This window comes from Roseateles sp. GW821-FHT09G03 (assembly GCF_059416045.1).
The window spans coordinates 425507-442829 of sequence record NZ_JBWKOK010000002.1 but is presented as its reverse complement, the minus strand read 5'-3'; the positions used below and the strand labels follow the sequence as shown (position 1 = coordinate 442829).

General features: G+C 68.2%; 15 protein-coding genes. 9 read left to right on the top strand and 6 right to left on the bottom strand.

Annotated features, from left to right (window positions below; genetic code table 11):
• Nucleotides 1–3 precede the first annotated feature (3 nt).
• The 3 genes from AC07OZ_RS09150 to AC07OZ_RS09140 are packed head-to-tail and all read right to left on the bottom strand — an operon-like array spanning nucleotide 4 to nucleotide 4322.
• Nucleotides 4–2769: a molybdopterin-dependent oxidoreductase gene (locus tag AC07OZ_RS09150; protein ID WP_495466839.1), complete on the bottom strand. Its 2766-nt coding sequence runs from the start codon at nucleotides 2767–2769 to the stop codon at nucleotides 4–6.
• Nucleotides 2753–3595 (bottom strand): FAD binding domain-containing protein, encoded by an 843-nt coding sequence (locus tag AC07OZ_RS09145; RefSeq protein ID WP_495466838.1) that lies wholly within the window; start codon nucleotides 3593–3595, stop codon nucleotides 2753–2755. Before AC07OZ_RS09145 ends, AC07OZ_RS09150 begins: the two co-directional genes overlap by 17 nt.
• A gap of 58 nt (nucleotides 3596–3653) precedes the next feature.
• On the bottom strand, nucleotides 3654–4322 hold the full coding sequence (locus AC07OZ_RS09140; RefSeq protein WP_495466837.1) for a TetR/AcrR family transcriptional regulator: 669 nt from the start codon (nucleotides 4320–4322) through the stop codon (nucleotides 3654–3656).
• Between the two features lie 230 nt (nucleotides 4323–4552).
• On the opposite strand from AC07OZ_RS09140, the gene AC07OZ_RS09135 reads away from it, so the two are divergent.
• The 4 genes from AC07OZ_RS09135 to AC07OZ_RS09120 all read left to right on the top strand — a co-directional run bounded on the left by AC07OZ_RS09135 (nucleotide 4553) and on the right by AC07OZ_RS09120 (nucleotide 7428).
• Nucleotides 4553–5353 carry an alpha/beta fold hydrolase gene (locus tag AC07OZ_RS09135; RefSeq protein ID WP_495466836.1) on the top strand — a complete coding sequence of 267 codons (801 nt, stop codon included), beginning with the start codon at nucleotides 4553–4555 and terminating at the stop codon, nucleotides 5351–5353.
• Between the two features lie 20 nt (nucleotides 5354–5373).
• Entirely contained in the window at nucleotides 5374–6393 is a 1020-nt protein-coding gene (locus AC07OZ_RS09130) for an alpha/beta fold hydrolase (protein ID WP_495466835.1), read from the top strand.
• Nucleotides 6394–6457: 64 nt separating this feature from the next.
• Nucleotides 6458–6880: an organic hydroperoxide resistance protein gene (locus AC07OZ_RS09125; protein WP_495466834.1), complete on the top strand. Its 423-nt coding sequence runs from the start codon at nucleotides 6458–6460 to the stop codon at nucleotides 6878–6880.
• A gap of 41 nt (nucleotides 6881–6921) precedes the next feature.
• On the top strand, nucleotides 6922–7428 hold the full coding sequence (locus tag AC07OZ_RS09120) for a cytochrome P460 family protein (protein ID WP_495466833.1): 507 nt from the start codon (nucleotides 6922–6924) through the stop codon (nucleotides 7426–7428).
• A gap of 139 nt (nucleotides 7429–7567) precedes the next feature.
• Here AC07OZ_RS09120 and gyrB read toward each other — a convergent pair whose 3' ends face one another.
• The 3 genes from gyrB to dnaA form a co-directional block, all read right to left on the bottom strand.
• On the bottom strand, nucleotides 7568–10096 hold the full coding sequence (gene gyrB / locus AC07OZ_RS09115; protein ID WP_495466832.1) for a DNA topoisomerase (ATP-hydrolyzing) subunit B: 2529 nt from the start codon (nucleotides 10094–10096) through the stop codon (nucleotides 7568–7570).
• Nucleotides 10097–10215: 119 nt separating this feature from the next.
• Complete coding sequence (dnaN, locus tag AC07OZ_RS09110) at nucleotides 10216–11340, bottom strand: DNA polymerase III subunit beta (RefSeq protein ID WP_495466831.1); 1125 nt, start codon at nucleotides 11338–11340, stop codon at nucleotides 10216–10218.
• A gap of 70 nt (nucleotides 11341–11410) precedes the next feature.
• Nucleotides 11411–12946 (bottom strand): chromosomal replication initiator protein DnaA, encoded by a 1536-nt coding sequence (dnaA, locus tag AC07OZ_RS09105; RefSeq protein WP_495466830.1) that lies wholly within the window; start codon nucleotides 12944–12946, stop codon nucleotides 11411–11413.
• A 321-nt stretch (nucleotides 12947–13267) separates the two neighbouring features.
• Here dnaA and rpmH point away from each other — a divergent pair, with 321 nt between their 5' ends.
• From rpmH to AC07OZ_RS09080, 5 genes are all read left to right on the top strand, one after another.
• Nucleotides 13268–13402 carry a 50S ribosomal protein L34 gene (gene rpmH / locus AC07OZ_RS09100; protein ID WP_067065970.1) on the top strand — a complete coding sequence of 45 codons (135 nt, stop codon included), beginning with the start codon at nucleotides 13268–13270 and terminating at the stop codon, nucleotides 13400–13402.
• A gap of 41 nt (nucleotides 13403–13443) precedes the next feature.
• Nucleotides 13444–13953 carry a ribonuclease P protein component gene (locus AC07OZ_RS09095; protein ID WP_495466829.1) on the top strand — a complete coding sequence of 170 codons (510 nt, stop codon included), beginning with the start codon at nucleotides 13444–13446 and terminating at the stop codon, nucleotides 13951–13953.
• Between the two features lie 26 nt (nucleotides 13954–13979).
• The gene (yidD, locus tag AC07OZ_RS09090) at nucleotides 13980–14306 is read left to right on the top strand and encodes a membrane protein insertion efficiency factor YidD (RefSeq protein WP_431264377.1); all 327 of its coding nucleotides are present in this window, start codon (nucleotides 13980–13982) and stop codon (nucleotides 14304–14306) included.
• Nucleotides 14299–15981: a membrane protein insertase YidC gene (gene yidC, locus AC07OZ_RS09085; RefSeq protein WP_495466828.1), complete on the top strand. Its 1683-nt coding sequence runs from the start codon at nucleotides 14299–14301 to the stop codon at nucleotides 15979–15981. The genes yidD and yidC overlap by 8 nt, the downstream gene beginning before the upstream one ends.
• 310 nt (nucleotides 15982–16291) lie before the next feature.
• Entirely contained in the window at nucleotides 16292–17317 is a 1026-nt protein-coding gene (locus AC07OZ_RS09080; protein ID WP_495466827.1) for a glycosyltransferase, read from the top strand.
• The last annotated feature ends 6 nt before the right edge of the window (nucleotides 17318–17323 follow it).

The following is a 17323-nucleotide window of genomic DNA, read 5'->3' as shown; positions in this document are numbered from 1 at the left end:
GCGTCAGCCCCTGTCCGTGCCGGGTGGCGGCCGCGTTCCGGCTTCCGACATCGCGCGCAGCACGGCGTCCGGCGTGGCTGGCGCCTCGCGCACGCGGACACCCGTCGCGTGGTGGATGGCATTGAGGATCGCGGCCGCGGTCGGCACCAGCGCGGGCTCGCCGATCCCCTTGGCCCCATAGGGGCCCAGCGACGTGGGCGCCTCGATGAAGAGCGTCTCCACCTCCGGCACGTCCCGGACCGTCGGGATGAGGTAGTCGTGCAGGTTGTTCCCCGAGCCGGGCTCGTAGCGCTCCATCAGCGCCATGCCCACGCCTTGGGCGACCGCGCCTTCGACCTGGCCCTGCAGCAAGGTGGGATTCACCATGCGGCCCACGTCGTGCGCCGCCACGACGCGTTCGACCCGGACGCGTCCGGTGTCTAGATCCACGACGACCTCCGCCATCTGGGCCCCGAACGCGTAGGCCGCATAGGGCCGGCCCTGGCCGTCGTGATCGAGCGCGGTGGTGGGCGGGTCGAAGCGCTCCTCGCTCTTCAACGCATAGCCCTGCGCATCGACCGGCAGTTCGGCGAGCACGAGTCGCACGCCGGCGACCGTCACCCCGTCTTCGCCGAAATGCACCGGCGCCGCCTCGTCCGCGCCCGCCATGCGCCGGAGCTGGCCCAGCAGGGCGCGCCCGGCGAGGAATGCGGCCCGCCCGGTGACGAAGGTCTGGCGCGAGGCCGACGTGCGGCCGCAGTCCGGCGTCAGGTGGGTGTCGGCGCCGACGATGTGCAGCCGCGCCAGGGGAATGCCGAGCGCATCGGCGGCGATCTGGGGGATCACCGTGTTGGCGCCTTGGCCCGCATCCACGGCACCTTGGTGCAGCACCAGCGTGCCGTCGGGCCGCAGGCCGATGCGGACGGTCGACGGGTTCGGCAGCGCGGTGTTGCCGCAGCCGTAGAAGAACGCGGCGAGGCCCACGCCCCGCCTTTCCCGCGGCCCGGCGTCACCGGCACGCGCATGCGCGGCCCGCCAATGGGGTCGCAGGGCCTCCAGGCAGGCGACCAGTCCCACGCTGTCGTCCAGCACCTGCCCGGTCGGCAAGGTGTCGCCGGGACGCAGCGCATTGCGCAGCCGGAACTCCAGCGGGTCCCAACCGCCGCGCACGGCCAGCTCGTCGATGAGCTGTTCCTGCGACATGGTGGTCTGCGGCACGCCGAATCCCCGGAAGGCGCCGGCGGGCGTGACATGGGTGTGGCGCGCGCGGGCCCGGGCGCGGTAGTGGGGGATGCGATACGGCCCGCCGGCATGGACGGGCACGCGATTGGCCACGGCCGTGCCCCACGACGCGTAGGCGCCGGTGTTGTAGTCGCCCTCGAAGGTCACCGCCAGCAACTGGCCCTGCGCGTCGGCGGCCATGCTGGACGCGATGCGCGCGGGATGTCGCTTGGTCGAGGTGGCCATCGATTCCTCCCGCGTGTACACGAGCGCCACCGGCCGGTCCATGTGCCAGGCGGCGATGGCCAGCAGCGGCTGCACCGTCATGTCCAGCTTCCCGCCGAAGCCGCCGCCGACCGCCGTCGGCACGATGCGCACCCGGTCCGGCGCGATGCCCAGGATGCGGGCCAGCTCTTCGCGATGCGGATGCGGCGCCTGTGTCGACGAGTGGATCTCGACCCCGTCTTCCGTGCGGCGCGCCCATCCGGCTTCAGGTTCCAGATAGGCGTGCTCGACGAAGCTGGATTCGAAGCGGGCCTCCACGACGAGCGCCGCGTCGCGCAGCGCCGTCGCCGCGTCGCCGCGTTGCACCGTGCCCTCGATGAGCAGGTTGCCCGGCCGATGCTCATGGAGCAGCGGGCTGTCGGCGCGGGCCGCGATGTCCACGTCGGCAAGGGCGGGTCTCGGGGTCCAGGTGACGGGGAAGGCTGTCAGGTCCAGGGCCGCGAGGGCGTCCGCCTCGCCCACGATCAGGGCCACGGCCTCCAGGTGATGTCGCGCCTCGGCGACGGGCAGCACCGGTTGGTCGGCATAGGGCGCGGCCACGCCGTGCACGTTCCGGCCCGGCACGTCGGCATGGGTAAGCACGCGCAGCACGCCGGGATGGGCCTGGACGAAGGCCTGCAGATCGCCGAAGGCGAAGCCGGCGCGCGGATGCGGGCAGCGCACGGCGCGCAGGTGGAGGCTGCCGGCCGGAATGCCGTCGGCGCCGAAGCGATCCGTCCCCGTCACCTTGGCGTTGCCGTCCAGCCGCGTCAACGGACGGCCGACCGCGCGGCCGTCGTCCGGCAGGGTGAGTGGACGCGGCGGGGCGTCGGTGGCGACGTCCAGCACCGCGTCGACGATCTTGCGATAGCCGGTGCAGCGGCACAGCACGCCCTCCAGCGCCGCCTCGGCATCGGATCGGTCACGCACGCGTCCGGCGTCGATCGCCGCGCAGGCCGACGTCAACATGCCGGGGATGCAGAAGCCGCATTGCACGGCCTGGTGGGCCAGCAGGGACTGCTGCAGACGCCGACCGCAGGCACTGCCCGCGGCAAGCCCTTCCACGGTGAGCACCCGACGGGCGCGCAACCGGGCCACGGGCGTGATGCAGGCGTAGCGCGGTTCGCCGTCGACGACGATCGTGCAACTGCCGCAATCGCCCTGGCCGCAGCCGACTTTCGTGCCGGTCAGTCCCAGGTGCTCGCGCAGGAAGTGGGTGGCCGGCCGCGAGAGGTCCCCGGGCAGCGGATGCCGCTCGCCGTTGACCTCGACCCACTCGGGCATGGCGTCAGCGGCGGCTGTCATCGGGTGCCTCACAACGCGCGCACGCGCGCGCCACCGCCACGCGGGCCCAGTGGTGTCGCAGCGCCGCCGAACCGCGACGGTCATCGATCGGCGACAGCTCCGGCATCGGCGTCTCGGCGATCAGGCGCTCGAGCGCCTCCCGGGGCGCGCCCTCCAGCCGGGATTCCAGCGCGCGCAGGCGCACGGCGACCTCGGACGCCCCGGCCACGGCGATGGCGGCCTGCGCGAGCGTCCGGTCATCGCGCCAGCGCAGGCGCACGGCAGCGGCGACCACCGCGATGGCCGAGGCCTCGCGCCGCGCGAGCTTCACGAAGGCGGTCCGCTCGTCGGGGCGCTGAGACTCGACCAGGACCGCGACGAGCAGTTCCTCCGGCAGCAGGGCCGTGCGCCGCCGGCCGAGCACGAACTCGGACAGCGGCAACTGGCGCTCGCCATGCCGGCCCCGCAGCGTGACGCGGGCATCGAGCACCAGCAATGCCGGAATGCCGTCGGCGGCGGGCGACGCATGACACAGGTTGCCCCCCAGGCTGCCCTGCAGCCGGATCTGCCGCGATCCGATGGTTCGCGCAGCCTCGCGCAACACTGCGGGCAACTGCTCGCACGCGTCGATCCGGTCCCAGGTGACGGCGGCGCCGATCCGCAGCGTCGATCCGTGCGTCGCGATGCCCTGCAGGGCGTCGACCGCGCTCACGTCCAGCCACGCGACGCCGGTGGGTGGTCCGGCGGAATCGGCGTACGCGTCGGTGGCACCGCAGACGATGCGATGCGGTCCGCGTTCCAGCGCGGCCAGTGCGTCGTCCAGGGAATGCGCGCAGAGGTAGTTCATCGGGCGAGGCCGCGGGGGGCGTATCGACGGCAATCCTACAGGCCGGGGGGCGGGCGCCCTAGGCGGCCTGTGCGCGGACCACGCGCAGGACACTGTCGACGACGAAATCGGCCCACTCATCGACCGCGCCGGGACGTTCCAGCGATTCGCCCAGGAACGCGGAAATGGTGAAGCGGTTGGAGGTGAAGAAATAGGCGGTGGAGACGATCAGGAGGTAGACGTCGCGCGGCCTCAACCCGGGCCGGAAGCTCCCCTGGGCCACCCCCCGCTCCAGGATCTCCGCGATCAGGTCGAGCGCATTGGACGAGAACTGCGTCGCCTTCTCCGACTTCGCCACGTGCCGGCCCTTGTGAAGGTTTTCGGTGTTGAGCAGGGTGACGAACTCCGGATGCCGCCGGTAGTAGGCCACCTTGAACCGGATCAGCGCCGTGAGCGCCTCCACCGCGTCGGGCAGGACAGGGGCGGCCTTGGCCTCCGCTTCATCCATGCGCTGATAGATGCCTTCCAGCACGGCGATGAACAGCCCCTCCTTGCTGCCGAAGTAGTAATAGATCATCCGGTCGTGCGACTTCGCGAGGCTGGAGATCTTCTCGACGCTGCCGCCGTCATAGCCGTAACGCGCGAATATCCGCGTCGCCGCCTTGAGGATGCTGTCGCGCGTCGCCTGGGCCGACGCCTCCCGCACGCCGGTGCCGCGGACCGTCTTCGTCTTGCTGGTGAGTGCCATGGGATCTGATGTAGCAGTTACTACACGAAGGACGACATCATAAGGGTCGGCGGTGGGGGCGGGTCCGCACGCGTGCATCGGGAGATGCCCGGCGGCGGCGGATCAAACGAAGGTATGGGTCCGGGGGGCCGCTCGTTCAATACCCGCGACGCCGGGCCGCTGCTCTGATAGCCACCGAGGCGCTGGAGACCCGGTTTCCGCGCCGATCCCCCACTCACGCAGAGGCTCTCATGACCCGCTTCATCCTCCGTCCGCTCGCCGCCTTCGCACTGATCGCCGCCGCGATCGCCGCGCCCGCCTTCGCCACCGACGCCATGTCGTCGGGCAAGCCCACCATCGTGCTGGTGCACGGCGCCTTCGCCGATGCCTCGAGCTGGAACGGCGTGGCCGCCGAATTGCGCGACAAGGGCTACCCCGTGGTGGCCGTCGCCAATCCGTTGCGCTCGGTGTCCGGCGACGCGCGCTACACCGCCAGCCTGATCGACCGCATCCCCGGCCCGATGGTGCTGGTGGGCCATTCCTACGGTGGCTCCGTCATCAGTGTTGCCGCCGAGGGCCAGGCGCGCGTCAAGGCCCTGGTCTACGTGTCCGCGTTCGCGCCGGAACGAGGCGAATCGGTGGCCGAGCTCGCGGGCAAATTCCCTGGCAGCACGCTCGGCGATTCGCTCGCGACCCCGGTGCCGCTGCCCGAGGGCGGCAACGATCTCTACATCGACCAGCAGAAGTTTGCCGCCCAGTTCGCGGCCGACGTGAAGCCGGCGCTGGCACGCCTGATGGCGATCGGACAGCGGCCGGTGGCCGAGGGGGCCCTCTCCGAGCGCAGCCAGGGCACCGCCTGGAAGGCGCTGCCGGTGTATTTCCTCTATGGCGCCAAGGACAGGAACATCCCGCCCGCGGCGATGGCCTGGATGGCCGAACGCGCCCATGCGCGCAGCACGGTCGTCATCCCCGGCGCCTCCCACGTCCCGCAGGTCAGCCATCCGCATGAGGTCGCGGTGTTGATCGACACCGCCGCCCGCGCGGCCCGATGAACCCCTTCAAGGAGATTGCCATGTCCAAAGACACCTCGCGTCGCGACTTCCTCGCCCAGGCCACGGTGGCCGGCGCCGGCCTGGCGTTGTCCGGGTTCTCCGGCATGTTGTCCGCCGCGCCCGCTCCTGCGTCGGCGCACACGGGCTTCGGCCCGTTGCGCCAGATCGACGCCGGCGCGCTGAATGTCGGCTACGTGGATATCGGCCCGCGCGACGGCCAACCGGTCCTGCTGTTCCACGGCTGGCCCTATGACATCCACTGCTACGAGGAAGTGGCCCCGTTGCTGGCGGCCAAGGGCCTGCGTGTGATCGTGCCCCACCTGCGCGGCTACGGCACCACGCGCTTCCTGTCGGACGCCACCCTGCGCAGCGGGCAGCAGACGGCGCTGGCCGCCGACGCGATCGCATTGATGGATGCGCTGGGCATCCGCAAGGCCATCGTGGCGGGCTGCGACTGGGGCGCGCGCAATGCCTGCGTGATGGCCGCGCTGTGGCCGGAGCGGTGCCAGGCGCTGGTGTCCGTGAGCGGTTTCCTGGTGCTCGACCGCGCCACGGCACTGACGCCGCTGGCGCCGACCGACGAACTCACCTGGTGGTACCAGTACTACTTCGCCACGGAGCGTGGCCGCATCGGCTACCAGACCAACCTCAAGGCGTTTGCTCGGCTGATCTGGCGTCAGGCCTCGCCGCAATGGCGCTTCGACGACGCCACGTTCGAGCGCTGCGCGCAAAGCCTCGTGAACCCCGATCAGGTGGCGCTGGTGGTCCACAACTATCGCTGGCGTATCGGTGCCGCGGAAGGCGATCCGCAGTACGACGCGCTCGAGCGTCAGCTGTCCCAGGTCAAGACCGTGGCGCTGCCGGCCATCACGCTGGAAGGTGACGCCAACGGCGCGCCGCATCCGCCGCCGGCCGCCTATGCCTCGCGCTTCACCGGTCGGTATGAACACCGCAACCTCAGCGGCGGCATCGGCCACAACCTGCCCCAGGAAGCGCCCGCTGAATTCGCCCGCGCCGTCATCGACGTGAGTCGGTGGTGATGCGCCTTTCCAGCCTGTCGACGCACCGCGTGCGTCGCTCCACCCTCGACAACAAGGCCTCTTCATGACCCGCATCATCGACAACGTCCTCTACACCGCCGAAACCCGCACGACGGGCGGCCGCGAAGGCCGCGGCAGTTCCAGCGACGGCGCACTCGACGTGCGTCTCAGCACGCCCGGCGGCACGGGCACCGGCACCAATCCGGAGCAGCTCTTCGCCGTGGGCTATTCGGCCTGCTTCATGGGTGCGATGCGCCGGGTCAAGGCGACCCCGCCGATCCGTGTGCCCGACGACGCGTCGATCCAGGCGCACGTCTCGCTCGGCACGACCGCAGACGGCGGCTTCGCGCTGGCGGTGCAGCTTCATGTCGACCTGCCCGGGCTGGACGAAGCGCAGAAGTGGGCGCTCGTCGACGGCGCCCATCAGCTCTGCCCTTACTCGCATGCGACGCGGGGAAACATCGAGGTGGCGTTCAGCGTCGCGTGATCGCAGGCCCCTCGCTGCTCAACTGGCTCAGGAGTTGCTCCATGAATTCGAACCGTATTGCATCGCTGCTTGCCCTGGCGTCCATCGCCGTTTCATCGACGACATGGGCAGCCGAGGAGGCGGCTTCGAAGCCGGCTTCGCCCATCTATGGCGTGGTCGTGCCCGATGACTATCGCCAGTGGCCATTGGTCGGCGTGGCCACGGAGGATGCGCCGCTGGACGAGCTGCGGGCGGTGGTGGGCAATCGCATCGCGATCGACGCCTATCGCCTGGGCCAACTGCCCTTCCCCGACGGCGCCATGCTGGTCAAGCTGGCGTGGAAACGCCAACGGTCGACGGAGTTCCCTGCAGCGACGGTGCCCGGCCAACCCACTACGGTGCAGGTCATGGTCAAGGATTCGAAGCGTTATGCCGACAGCGGTGGATGGGGGTATGGGCGATTCGTCGACGGCCGACCCGTCGACAAGGCCCAGCATCAAACCTGCTTTGCCTGTCACAACGCCCTCGTGAAGGCGCGAGACGACGTGTTCACGAAGTTCGCGCCTTGAGGCCCACGCCCGGAGCGGGGACCGGCCGATGATCCATCCGTGCGGCTTGCTGCGGCCGGTGCCGACCCCTTGGCGGCACAAACAAAAAGCCCCTGACTCCTTGCGGATCAGGGGCTTTGCGCTTCGCGCGGTCCGACGCTCACACGTCGATATTCGCCGCCCTCAGCGCGTTCTGCTCGATGAACTCGCGGCGAGGTTCCACCTCGTCGCCCATCAGCATCGTGAACACGCGGTCGGCTTCGATCGCGTCCTCGATCTGCACGCGCAGCAGGCGGCGGACCGTCGGGTCCATCGTCGTTTCCCACAGCTGCGCGGGGTTCATCTCGCCCAGGCCCTTGTAGCGCTGGCGGCCGACGCTGGACTCGGCCTGCGTCATCAGCCACGCCATCGCGGCGCGGAAGTCCGCGACCTTGCTTTCCTTGGCCTTCTCGCCCTCACCCTTGCGGATCACCGCTTCCTCGCCGACCAGACCCTTGAAGGTCGTGCCGGCCGCGGCCAGGATCTCGTAGTCCGCGCCGTGCACGAAGTCCGCCGTGATGATGCTCGAGCGCACGTTGCCGTGGTGACGGCGGCTGATGCGCAGGAACTGCTTGTCGGTGCGCGGATCCGTCTCCGCATTCACCACCGCGTCGTGCAGCGTCGTCTGCAGCGCCGTCGCGGCGATCTGCGCCGCTTCCGGCGTGTCCAGGCTGATCGACAGGCCCGACGCCAGCAGGTGCAGCGCCTCGCCGTCCATCCAGGCCGACAGGCGCTCGATCACGTTCTGAGCCGCCACGTACTGGCGCGCCATCGTCTCGAGCTGCTCGCCCTTGAGCACCGGGCCCGCGCCCACGCCAGCCGTGTGCAGCTCGGCGTCGTTCAGCGCGACCTTCAGCAGGAAACCGTCCAGCTCGTGGCCGTCCTTCAGGTACTGCTCGTGCTTGCCGACCTTGACCTTGTACAGCGGCGGCTGCGCGATGTAGATGTGGCCGCGCTCCACCAGCTCCGGCATCTGCCGGTAGAAGAAGGTCAGCAGCAGCGTCCGGATGTGCGCACCGTCCACGTCCGCGTCGGTCATGATGATGATGCGGTGGTAGCGGAGCTTCTCGGGGTTGAAGTCGTCGCTGCCGGCGCCGCGGCCGATGCCGGTGCCCAGCGCGGTGATCAGCGTGATGATTTCATTGCTGGTCAGCAGCTTCTCGTAGCGCGCCTTCTCGACGTTCAGGATCTTGCCGCGCAGCGGCAGGATCGCCTGGAACTTGCGGTCGCGGCCCTGCTTCGCGGAGCCACCGGCGGAGTCGCCCTCCACGATGTAGATCTCGCACAGCGCCGGATCCTTTTCCTGGCAGTCCGCCAGCTTGCCCGGCAGGCCCATGCCGTCCAGCACGCCCTTGCGGCGCGTCATCTCGCGGGCCTTGCGTGCCGCTTCGCGCGCGCGGGCCGCTTCGACGATCTTGCCGCAGATGATCTTGGCGTCGACCGGGTTCTCCAGCAGCCAGTCCGTCAGCTTGCTCGCCACGACGTCTTCCACCGGACCGCGCACTTCGCTCGACACCAGCTTGTCCTTGGTCTGCGAGCTGAACTTCGGCTCCGGCACCTTGATGCTGATCACGCAGGCCAGGCCTTCGCGCATGTCGTCGCCGGTGACGTCGACCTTGGCCTTCTTGGCCAGCTCGTTGTCCTCGATGTACTTGTTGATCACCCGCGTCATCGCCGCGCGCAGACCCGTCAGGTGGGTGCCGCCGTCGCGCTGCGGGATGTTGTTGGTGAAGCAGAGGACGCTCTCGTTGAAGCCGTCGTTCCACTGCATCGAGACCTCGACACCGACGTTGGTGTTCTGGTCCGACAGCTTGTCGCCCTGCGCGTGGAAGATGTTCGGGTTCAGCGGCGTCTTGCCCTTGTTGATGAACTCGACGAAGCCGCGCACCCCGCCCGCGAAGGCGAAGTTGTCTTCCTTGTTGTTGCGCTCGTCGACCAGGCGGATCTTCACGCCGTTGTTCAGGAACGAGAGCTCGCGCAGGCGCTTGGCCAGGATGTCGTAATGGAACTCGGAGTTCTGCGTGAAGATCTCGGTGTCCGGCAGGAAGTGCACCTCGGTGCCGCGCTTGTCGGTCTCGCCGACGATCTTCATCGGGCTGGTCTCGACACCGTCGCGGACCTCGATCACGCGGTCCTGCGGGAAGCCCTTCTTGAACTCCAGCTGATGGACCTTGCCCTCGCGGCGCACGATCAGGCGCAGGGTCTTGGACAGCGCGTTCACGCAGGACACGCCCACGCCGTGCAGGCCGCCCGAGACCTTGTAGCTGTTCTGGTTGAACTTGCCGCCCGCGTGCAGCTCCGTCAGCGCGATCTCGGCCGCCGAGCGCTTGGGCTCGTGCTTGTCGTCCATCTTCACGCCGGTCGGGATGCCGCGGCCGTTGTCGATGACGGAGATCGAGTTGTCCGTGTGGATCGTGATGACGATGTCGTCGCAGTAGCCGGCCAGCGCCTCGTCGATCGAGTTGTCGACGACCTCGAACACCAGGTGATGCAGACCCGTGCCGTCCGAGGTGTCGCCGATGTACATGCCGGGGCGCTTGCGCACCGCCTCCAGACCTTCCAGGATCTGGATGCTGGACTCGCCGTACCCCGCGCCGTCGTTCTGCGGCACAGGCGTCGGGGTGTTCTCAGGAGTGCTGTTATCGGTCATCAGTGGGTACTCGAGGCCGCCGAGGCGGCCGCTGAAAAAAACTGTCTAGAACCCCCGCCTGGCGGGGGCAGGGGGTGCGCAACATGCCCGCTCCGCGGAGCGAAGGTTGCGCAGCAACCTTAGATCCTCATCGGCATGACGACGTACTTGAAGCCCGAATGCTCGGGGATGCTGAGCAAGGCGCTCGACGAGCTGTCGTTTAGGTCCACGCGCACCATGTCCTGCGACATGTTGGCCAGCACGTCCATCAGGTAGGTGACGTTGAAGCCGGTCTCGATCTGGTCGCCGCCGTAGTCGATCTCCAGCTCTTCCTTGGCCTCTTCCTGCTCGGCGTTGCTCGACGCGATCGACAGCAGGCCCGGGTCGAAGGACAGGCGCACCGCCTTGAACTTCTCGCTGGTCAGGATCGCCGCGCGCTGCAGCGCGGCCAGCAGCGGCTGGCGGCCGATCAGCACGTGGAAGCGGTGGTTCTTCGGGATGACGCGGTTGTAGTCGGGGAACTTGCCCTCGACCAGCTTGGTCACGAACTCCATGCCGCTGAAGCTGAACTTGGCCTGGTTGCCGGCGAAGCGCATCTCGATGGGCGCGCTCTCGTCGTCGCCCTTGCCGCCGTCCTTCAGCAGGCGCATCAACTCCAGCACCGTCTTGCGCGGCAGGATGACTTCCTGCTTGGGCATCTCGGTGTCGGTCTCGGCCTGCGCCAGCGCCAGGCGGTGGCCGTCGGTCGCGACCAGCGTCAGCATCTTGCCTTCGGCCACGAACAGGATGCCGTTCAGGTAGTAGCGGATGTCATGCACCGCCATCGCGAAGTGGACCTGGTTGATCAGGCCCTTCAGCGTCTTCTGCGGCACGCTGAACGCGGGGCCGAAGTCGGCCGCTTCCTGCACCAGCGGGAAGTCGTCCGCCGGCAGCGTCTGCAGCGTGAAGCGGCTCTTGCCGCCCTGCAGCGTCATCTTGCTCTGGTTGGACGTCAGGCTCACCGTCTGGTCCGACGGCATCGAGCGCAGGATGTCGATCAGCTTGCGCGCGCCGATGGTCGTGGAGAAGTCGCCGTCGTCGCCGTCGAACTCGACCGCGGTGCGGACCTGGATTTCCAGGTCGCTCGTGGTCAGCTCGACCTGCCGGCCCTGCTTGCGGACCAGCACGTTGGCCAGGATGGGCAGCGTGTGGCGCCGTTCCACGATGCCGGACACCGCCTGCAGCGCGGCAAGCACTTTGTCCTGGCTGTCTTTCAACACGATCATGTCAACCTCTCTCCACTGTTGGCTGTACGGGCGAACGCGGCATTTTCGCTGAAGGCGAAGGCGTTTTTTCTCAACCCTTCAGCGTTTGCTCCAGGACGTGCAACTGCTGGTTCAACTCGGTGTTCTTCTGGCGCTCTCCGCCAATCTTGCGGACCGCGTGCAGCACCGTGGTGTGGTCGCGGCCGCCGAACAGCTCGCCGATCTCTGGCAGGCTCTTCTGCGTCAGTTCCTTGGCCAGATACATCGCGATCTGGCGCGGGCGGGCGATGCTCGCCGGGCGCTTTTTCGAGTACATGTCCGCGACCTTGATCTTGTAGAAGTCGGCGACGGTCTTCTGGATGTTCTCGACCGAGATCTGCCGGTTCTGGATGGATAGCAGGTCCTTGAGGGCCTCGCGCGCCAACTGGATGTTGATTTCCTTGTGCGAGAAGCGGCTGTAGGCCAGCACCTTGCGCAGCGCGCCTTCCAGCTCGCGCACGTTGGCGCGCACGTTCTTCGCGATGAAGAAGGCCACGTCCTCCGGCATCGGCGCGTTCTCCGCGTCGGCCTTCTTGATCAGGATCGCGACGCGCATCTCCAGCTCGGGCGGCTCGATGGCCACCGTCAGGCCGGCGTCGAAGCGGCTGGTCAGGCGTTCGTCGATGTCCACCAAGCCCTTCGGGTAGGTGTCCGACGTCATGATGATGTGCGCCCGCTTGGCCAGCAGCGCCTCGAACGCGTTGAAGAACTCTTCCTGCGTCCGGTCCTTGCCGGCGAAGAACTGGACGTCGTCGATCAGCAGCAGGTCGAGCGAGTGGTACTTGGCCTTGAGCTCGTCGAAGGTCTTGCGCTGGTAGTTCTTGACCACGTCCGAGATGAACTGCTCGGCGTGCAGGTAAAGCACGCGGGCGTCGGGACGGTCCTTCAGGAGCGCATTGCCGACGGCGTGGATCAGGTGGGTCTTGCCCAGGCCGACACCGCCGTAGATGAACAGCGGGTTGTACATCTGGCCCGGCGCGCCGGCCACGTGCAACGCGGCGGTGCGGGCCATCTGGTTGGCGCGGCCCGGCACGAGCGTGTCGAAGGTCAGGCTCGTGTTGATGCGGTGGCGCGTGGCGCTGGGCGGGAGGTTGGCCGGGACGTTGGGCGCTGCGCCCTGGATCAGGCTGGCGGCGGTGGCCGGCGCGGCGGGCGCCGTGGCCACGGAGGCAGGGCGAGCTCCGGTGACTGGTTGGCCGGTCACGGGCTGGGGGGCGCCCGGACCGCCGCGCAGGCCGTGCTGCTGCAGCACCTGGCCCATCGTCATGCCGGACGGCGAGGTGCGGGGCAGCGGTGCGATCGCCTCGCGCGGCGCCAGCGACAACTCGAGGCGCGCGGGCTTTCCGGCGAGTTCGGTCAGGATGGCCTCGATCCGGCCGGCATACTGGCTGCGGATCCAGTCCAGCTTGAACCGGTTGGGGACGCGGAGCGACACCAGCACGGCCTCGTGGCCGTTCTCGTCCTGCTGGGCGACCTCCGCGGGGGGCAGCGGCCGGATCCAGGTATTGAATTGCTGTTCGGGCAGTTCGGCGGCCAGGCGTTCGCAACCGCGCTGCCACAGGGCCGCACCCGACAAGTCTGCGCTCATTGTGGAAAACTTATTCTTCGAGCGGCCCGATTGTACCGATCCGAGGCCGCGGAGTCTGGGTTATCCACAGATTTTTTCCCCCGGTCAAGTGCAGGTAATCCCCGTGGCGAGCTGCATCCGGATTGACCCTGACGCAAATCTTTGCTGTAATCGCGGGTTTTCCGGACGCCCGGACGTAGCTTCGTGGGCCTCCGCTTTCCGAGCGGCTTCCGACATCCCCCGATGTCCGTGCGCAGCGCAACAAGCCAACGGGCCGACACAGGCCCTCAGGGGCACGTGGCGCGAGGCGACGGGAAGTACCAAGTTTCCTAGAGGTTGAACATGAAACGCACTTATCAAGGCTCCAAGACCCGTCGCGCCCGTACCCACGGCTTCCTGGTCCGCATGAAGACGCGTGGCGGCAAGGCCGTCATCGCTGCTCGTCGCGCCAAGGGCCGCAAGCGCCTGGCCGTCTGAGCCCAACGCAAGACCAGACGCCAGACGACCTCGTCAGCACCGTGATCGGCCGCGTCGTACGATCGGCCGATTTCGAGCGCGTGCTGGGTACGCCCAGCCGCGCGCGCAGCGCGCACTTCGCCGTGCACCACCTGGCCGACAGCCCCTCGCTGCCCAAGCGCCGTCCATCCACAGGAACGGCTGACTTGTCCACAGGTGATGCACCGATTCATCCCCAAGCTGTGGATGAAACGCAAACCGCGATCGTGGCGCCCACCTCCGCAGTACCGGCTCCAGCCGCGCCCGACCGGGCTTGGCTGGGCTACGTCGTGCCCAAACGGCACGCGAAGCGCGCGGTCACGCGCACGCTGCTGAAGCGGCAGATCCGCGCGGTGTTCGGCGAGCTGCCGGAGCTGCCGCCTGGGCTGTGGGTGGTCCGGCTGCGCATGCCTTTCGATCGCAAGCAATTCCCCAGCGCGTCCTCGGACGCGCTGCGCGCCGTTGCGCGTGCGGAACTGCTGCAGCTGACCCGCAAGCTGGCGCGACCGCCGGCTCCTGCGCCGGCGAGCTGACCGGACCCCGGTTCGGAAAAACGACCATGGATCCCCGCCCCGGCCTGTCGACGCGTTTGCTGATGGGGCTGGTGCGCGGCTACCAGCTGCTGTTCAGCGCCTGGCTGCGTGCGGGTTGCCGCTACAGCCCGAGCTGCTCCAACTACGCGATGCAGGCCTTGCGTCAGCATGGCGCTGCCGCCGGCACCTATCTGGCGGCCGCACGGATCTTGCGTTGCAACCCTTTCTGTCTGGGCGGACACGATCCCGTGCCCGACAATCCGCCCCGCCTGTTCACCCGATTGCTGCGTCCGTCCGGATGCCGTCCGGGGGCAGCCTCTTCAACCGCCAATCCAAAAGCTTCCCATGACTGATATTCGCCGCACCATCTTGTGGGTGGTGTTCACGATGTCGCTGGTCCTTCTGTGGGACGGCTGGCAGCGGCACAACGGACAGCCGTCGCTGTTCCACCCGGCGCCGGCGAAGGTCGCCACCGCGCCGGCCGGCCCGGCATCGGCCGCTTCCGCCGCCGCACTGCCGGCTGCTGCGGGCGCGTCCGCCGCCGGCACGACCGCCGCGGCCCCGGCACCGATCAAGAACGAGCTGGTCACCTTCACGACCGACGTGGTCAAGGCGACCATCGACACCCGCGGCGGCAGCCTGGTGCGCGTCGAGCTGCTCAAGCACGCCGACGACACCAACCCGAGCGGCCACGTCGTCGTGCTGGACCCGGTCCGCAACTACAGCGCCCGTTCCGGCCTGCTGAACGTGCCCAACGCACCCAGCGACCAGACGGTGCTGACGCTGGTCGACGGCCCGCGCGAGCTGAAGGACGGCCAGGACACCCTGACCGTGAAACTGGAAGCCGACCAGGGCGGCGTGAAGCTGGTCAAGACCTACACCTTCAAGCGGGGCGACTACGCCATCGCGGTGAACCACGAGGTGACCAACACCGGCGCCGCCGCGGTGACGCCGCAGCTGTACCTGCAGCTGGTGCGTGACGGCCACATCGACCACACCGGCCCGTCCTTCGCGCCGACCTCGTTCTCGGGTCCCGCGATCTACACGGACAAGGCGAAGTACCACAAGCTGGCCTTCGACGACCTGAAGAAGAACAAGGCCGAGTACGAGAAGAACGCCGAAGACGGCTGGGTCGCGATGGTCCAGCATTACTTCGTCAGCGCCTGGATCCGCAACGAAGCGGGTCCGCGTGAGTTCAACGTCCGAGCGCTCAACGAGAACCTGTACACCGCCGGCATGGTGATGAACTTCGCCACGGTCGCGCCGGGCGCCTCGGCCAAGCTGGACGACGTGCTCTACGTCGGTCCGCAGGAAGAGAAGAAGCTGGAAGTCCTGGCCCCCGGGCTGGAGCTGGTGAAGGACTACGGCATCTTCAAGATCCTGTCCAAGCCGCTGTTCTGGCTGCTGGACGTGCTGCACTCGCTGCTGGGCAACTGGGGCTGGGCGATCATCCTGCTGGTCGTGATGCTGAAGGCCGCGTTCTACGGCCTGAACGCCAGCGCGTACCGCAGCATGGCCAAGATGAAGGCGGTGAACCCGCGCATCCAGGAAATGCGCGAGCGCATGAAGGACAAGCCGCAACAGATGCAGCAGGAGATGATGCGCATCTACAAGGAAGAGAAGATCAATCCGCTGGGCAGCTGCCTGCCGATCTTCCTGCAGATGCCGTTCTTCATCGCGCTGTACTGGGTGCTGCTGTCGAGCGTCGAGATGCGCGGCGCCCCGTGGGTGATGTGGATCCACGACCTGTCCAAGCCGGACAGCCTGTTCGGTCACCTGTTCGGCGCGCCGATCGGTCCGCTGCCGCTGCTGATGACGGCCTCCAGCCTGCTGCAGGTGTGGCTGAACCCGCAACCGGCCGACCCGGTGCAGGCCAAGATGATGTGGATCATGCCGCTGGCCTTCAGCGTCATGTTCTTCTTCTTCCCCTCGGGTCTGGTGCTGTACTGGCTGGTGAACAACATCCTGTCGATCGCCCAACAATGGATGATCAACAAGCAGATCGGCGGAGCCTCGGCGAAGAAGTGATGACGGTCTGCGGGATGTGGTAATTCCGCACGCTCGCCGAAGGAGCCCCCGCACCCCGGGGGCTTTTTTTCGCCTGCGCCGGAGGCTTAAATCGAGGCATGCGGGGATCGCTTCTCCGACCGCTGCCGGGTCACCGGCACGGGCGGGGACCGGAGGCCCAAGACGCGGGTTCATGAGAGCCTGCGACGACGCCTTCCCCGCGCCATCTTCGACGTTGCGGAGTCGTGCGGACGGCTCCGCAACGTCCTGCGCGCCACACATCAAGAGCGGCGGCCCGAACGGGCCAGCCGCCCCCTCCAAGGAGCCCGAGTTGAACGCCGACACCATCAGCCCACCGCAGGTGCGCGCGCAGGAGCGTGCGCGCGAGGAGGCGTCGTCCGGCGCCTTCGAGTCCAATGGCTACCGGCCCAGCGTGGCCGTGCTGCTGCCCTGCTACAACGAGGGGCTCTCGATCCGGCGCGTGGTGGAAGACTTCCGCCGTCATCTGCCCGAGGCGACGATCTTCGTCTACGACAACCGCTCGACCGACAACACCGCCTCGGAGGCGCGCGCCGCCGGCGCCGTGGTGCGCCACGAGCCGTGGCCGGGCAAGGGCAACGTGGTGCGGCGCATGTTCGCGGACATCGACACCGACATCTACGTGATGGCCGACGGCGACGGCACCTACGACGCGGCGATGTCGCCGATGCTGGTGCAGCGCATGATCGACGGCCACCTGGACATGGTGGTCGGGACGCGCCGCGGCGTCTACGACAACGCCCACCGGGCGGGTCACGGCTTCGGCAACCGGCTGTTCAACGGGGTGTACCAGACGCTGTTCGGGCGGCTGTTCACCGACATCTTCTCGGGCTACCGCGTGTTCTCGCGTCGTTACGTGAAGAGCTTCCCGGCGGTCGCCGCCGGTTTCGAGATCGAGACGGAGATGTCGGTGCATGCCAGCCAGCTGCGCATGCCGATCGAGGAACATCCCACCGAATACGGCAGCCGTCAGGAGGGCAGCGTCAGCAAGCTCAACACGGTGCGCGACGCGCTGCGCATCCTGCGCACGCTGGTGCTGCTGTTCAAGGAGATCCGGCCGGCGCGTTTCTACAGTCTGATCGCCGGTCTGCTGACGCTGGTGGCGGTGGGCCTGGGCGCGCCTCTGCTGCTGACCTTCATCGAGACCGGGCTGGTGCCGCGCCTGCCGACCGCGGTGCTGGCGACCGGACTGGTGCTGCTGGCCGGCATCGCGCTGACCTGCGGACTGATCCTGGACAGCGTCGCGCGCGGACGGCTGGAGCAGAAACGCATGATCTACCTCGGACTGACGCAGTTCAGATCGCGTCCGAGGGGATGAGCCTGC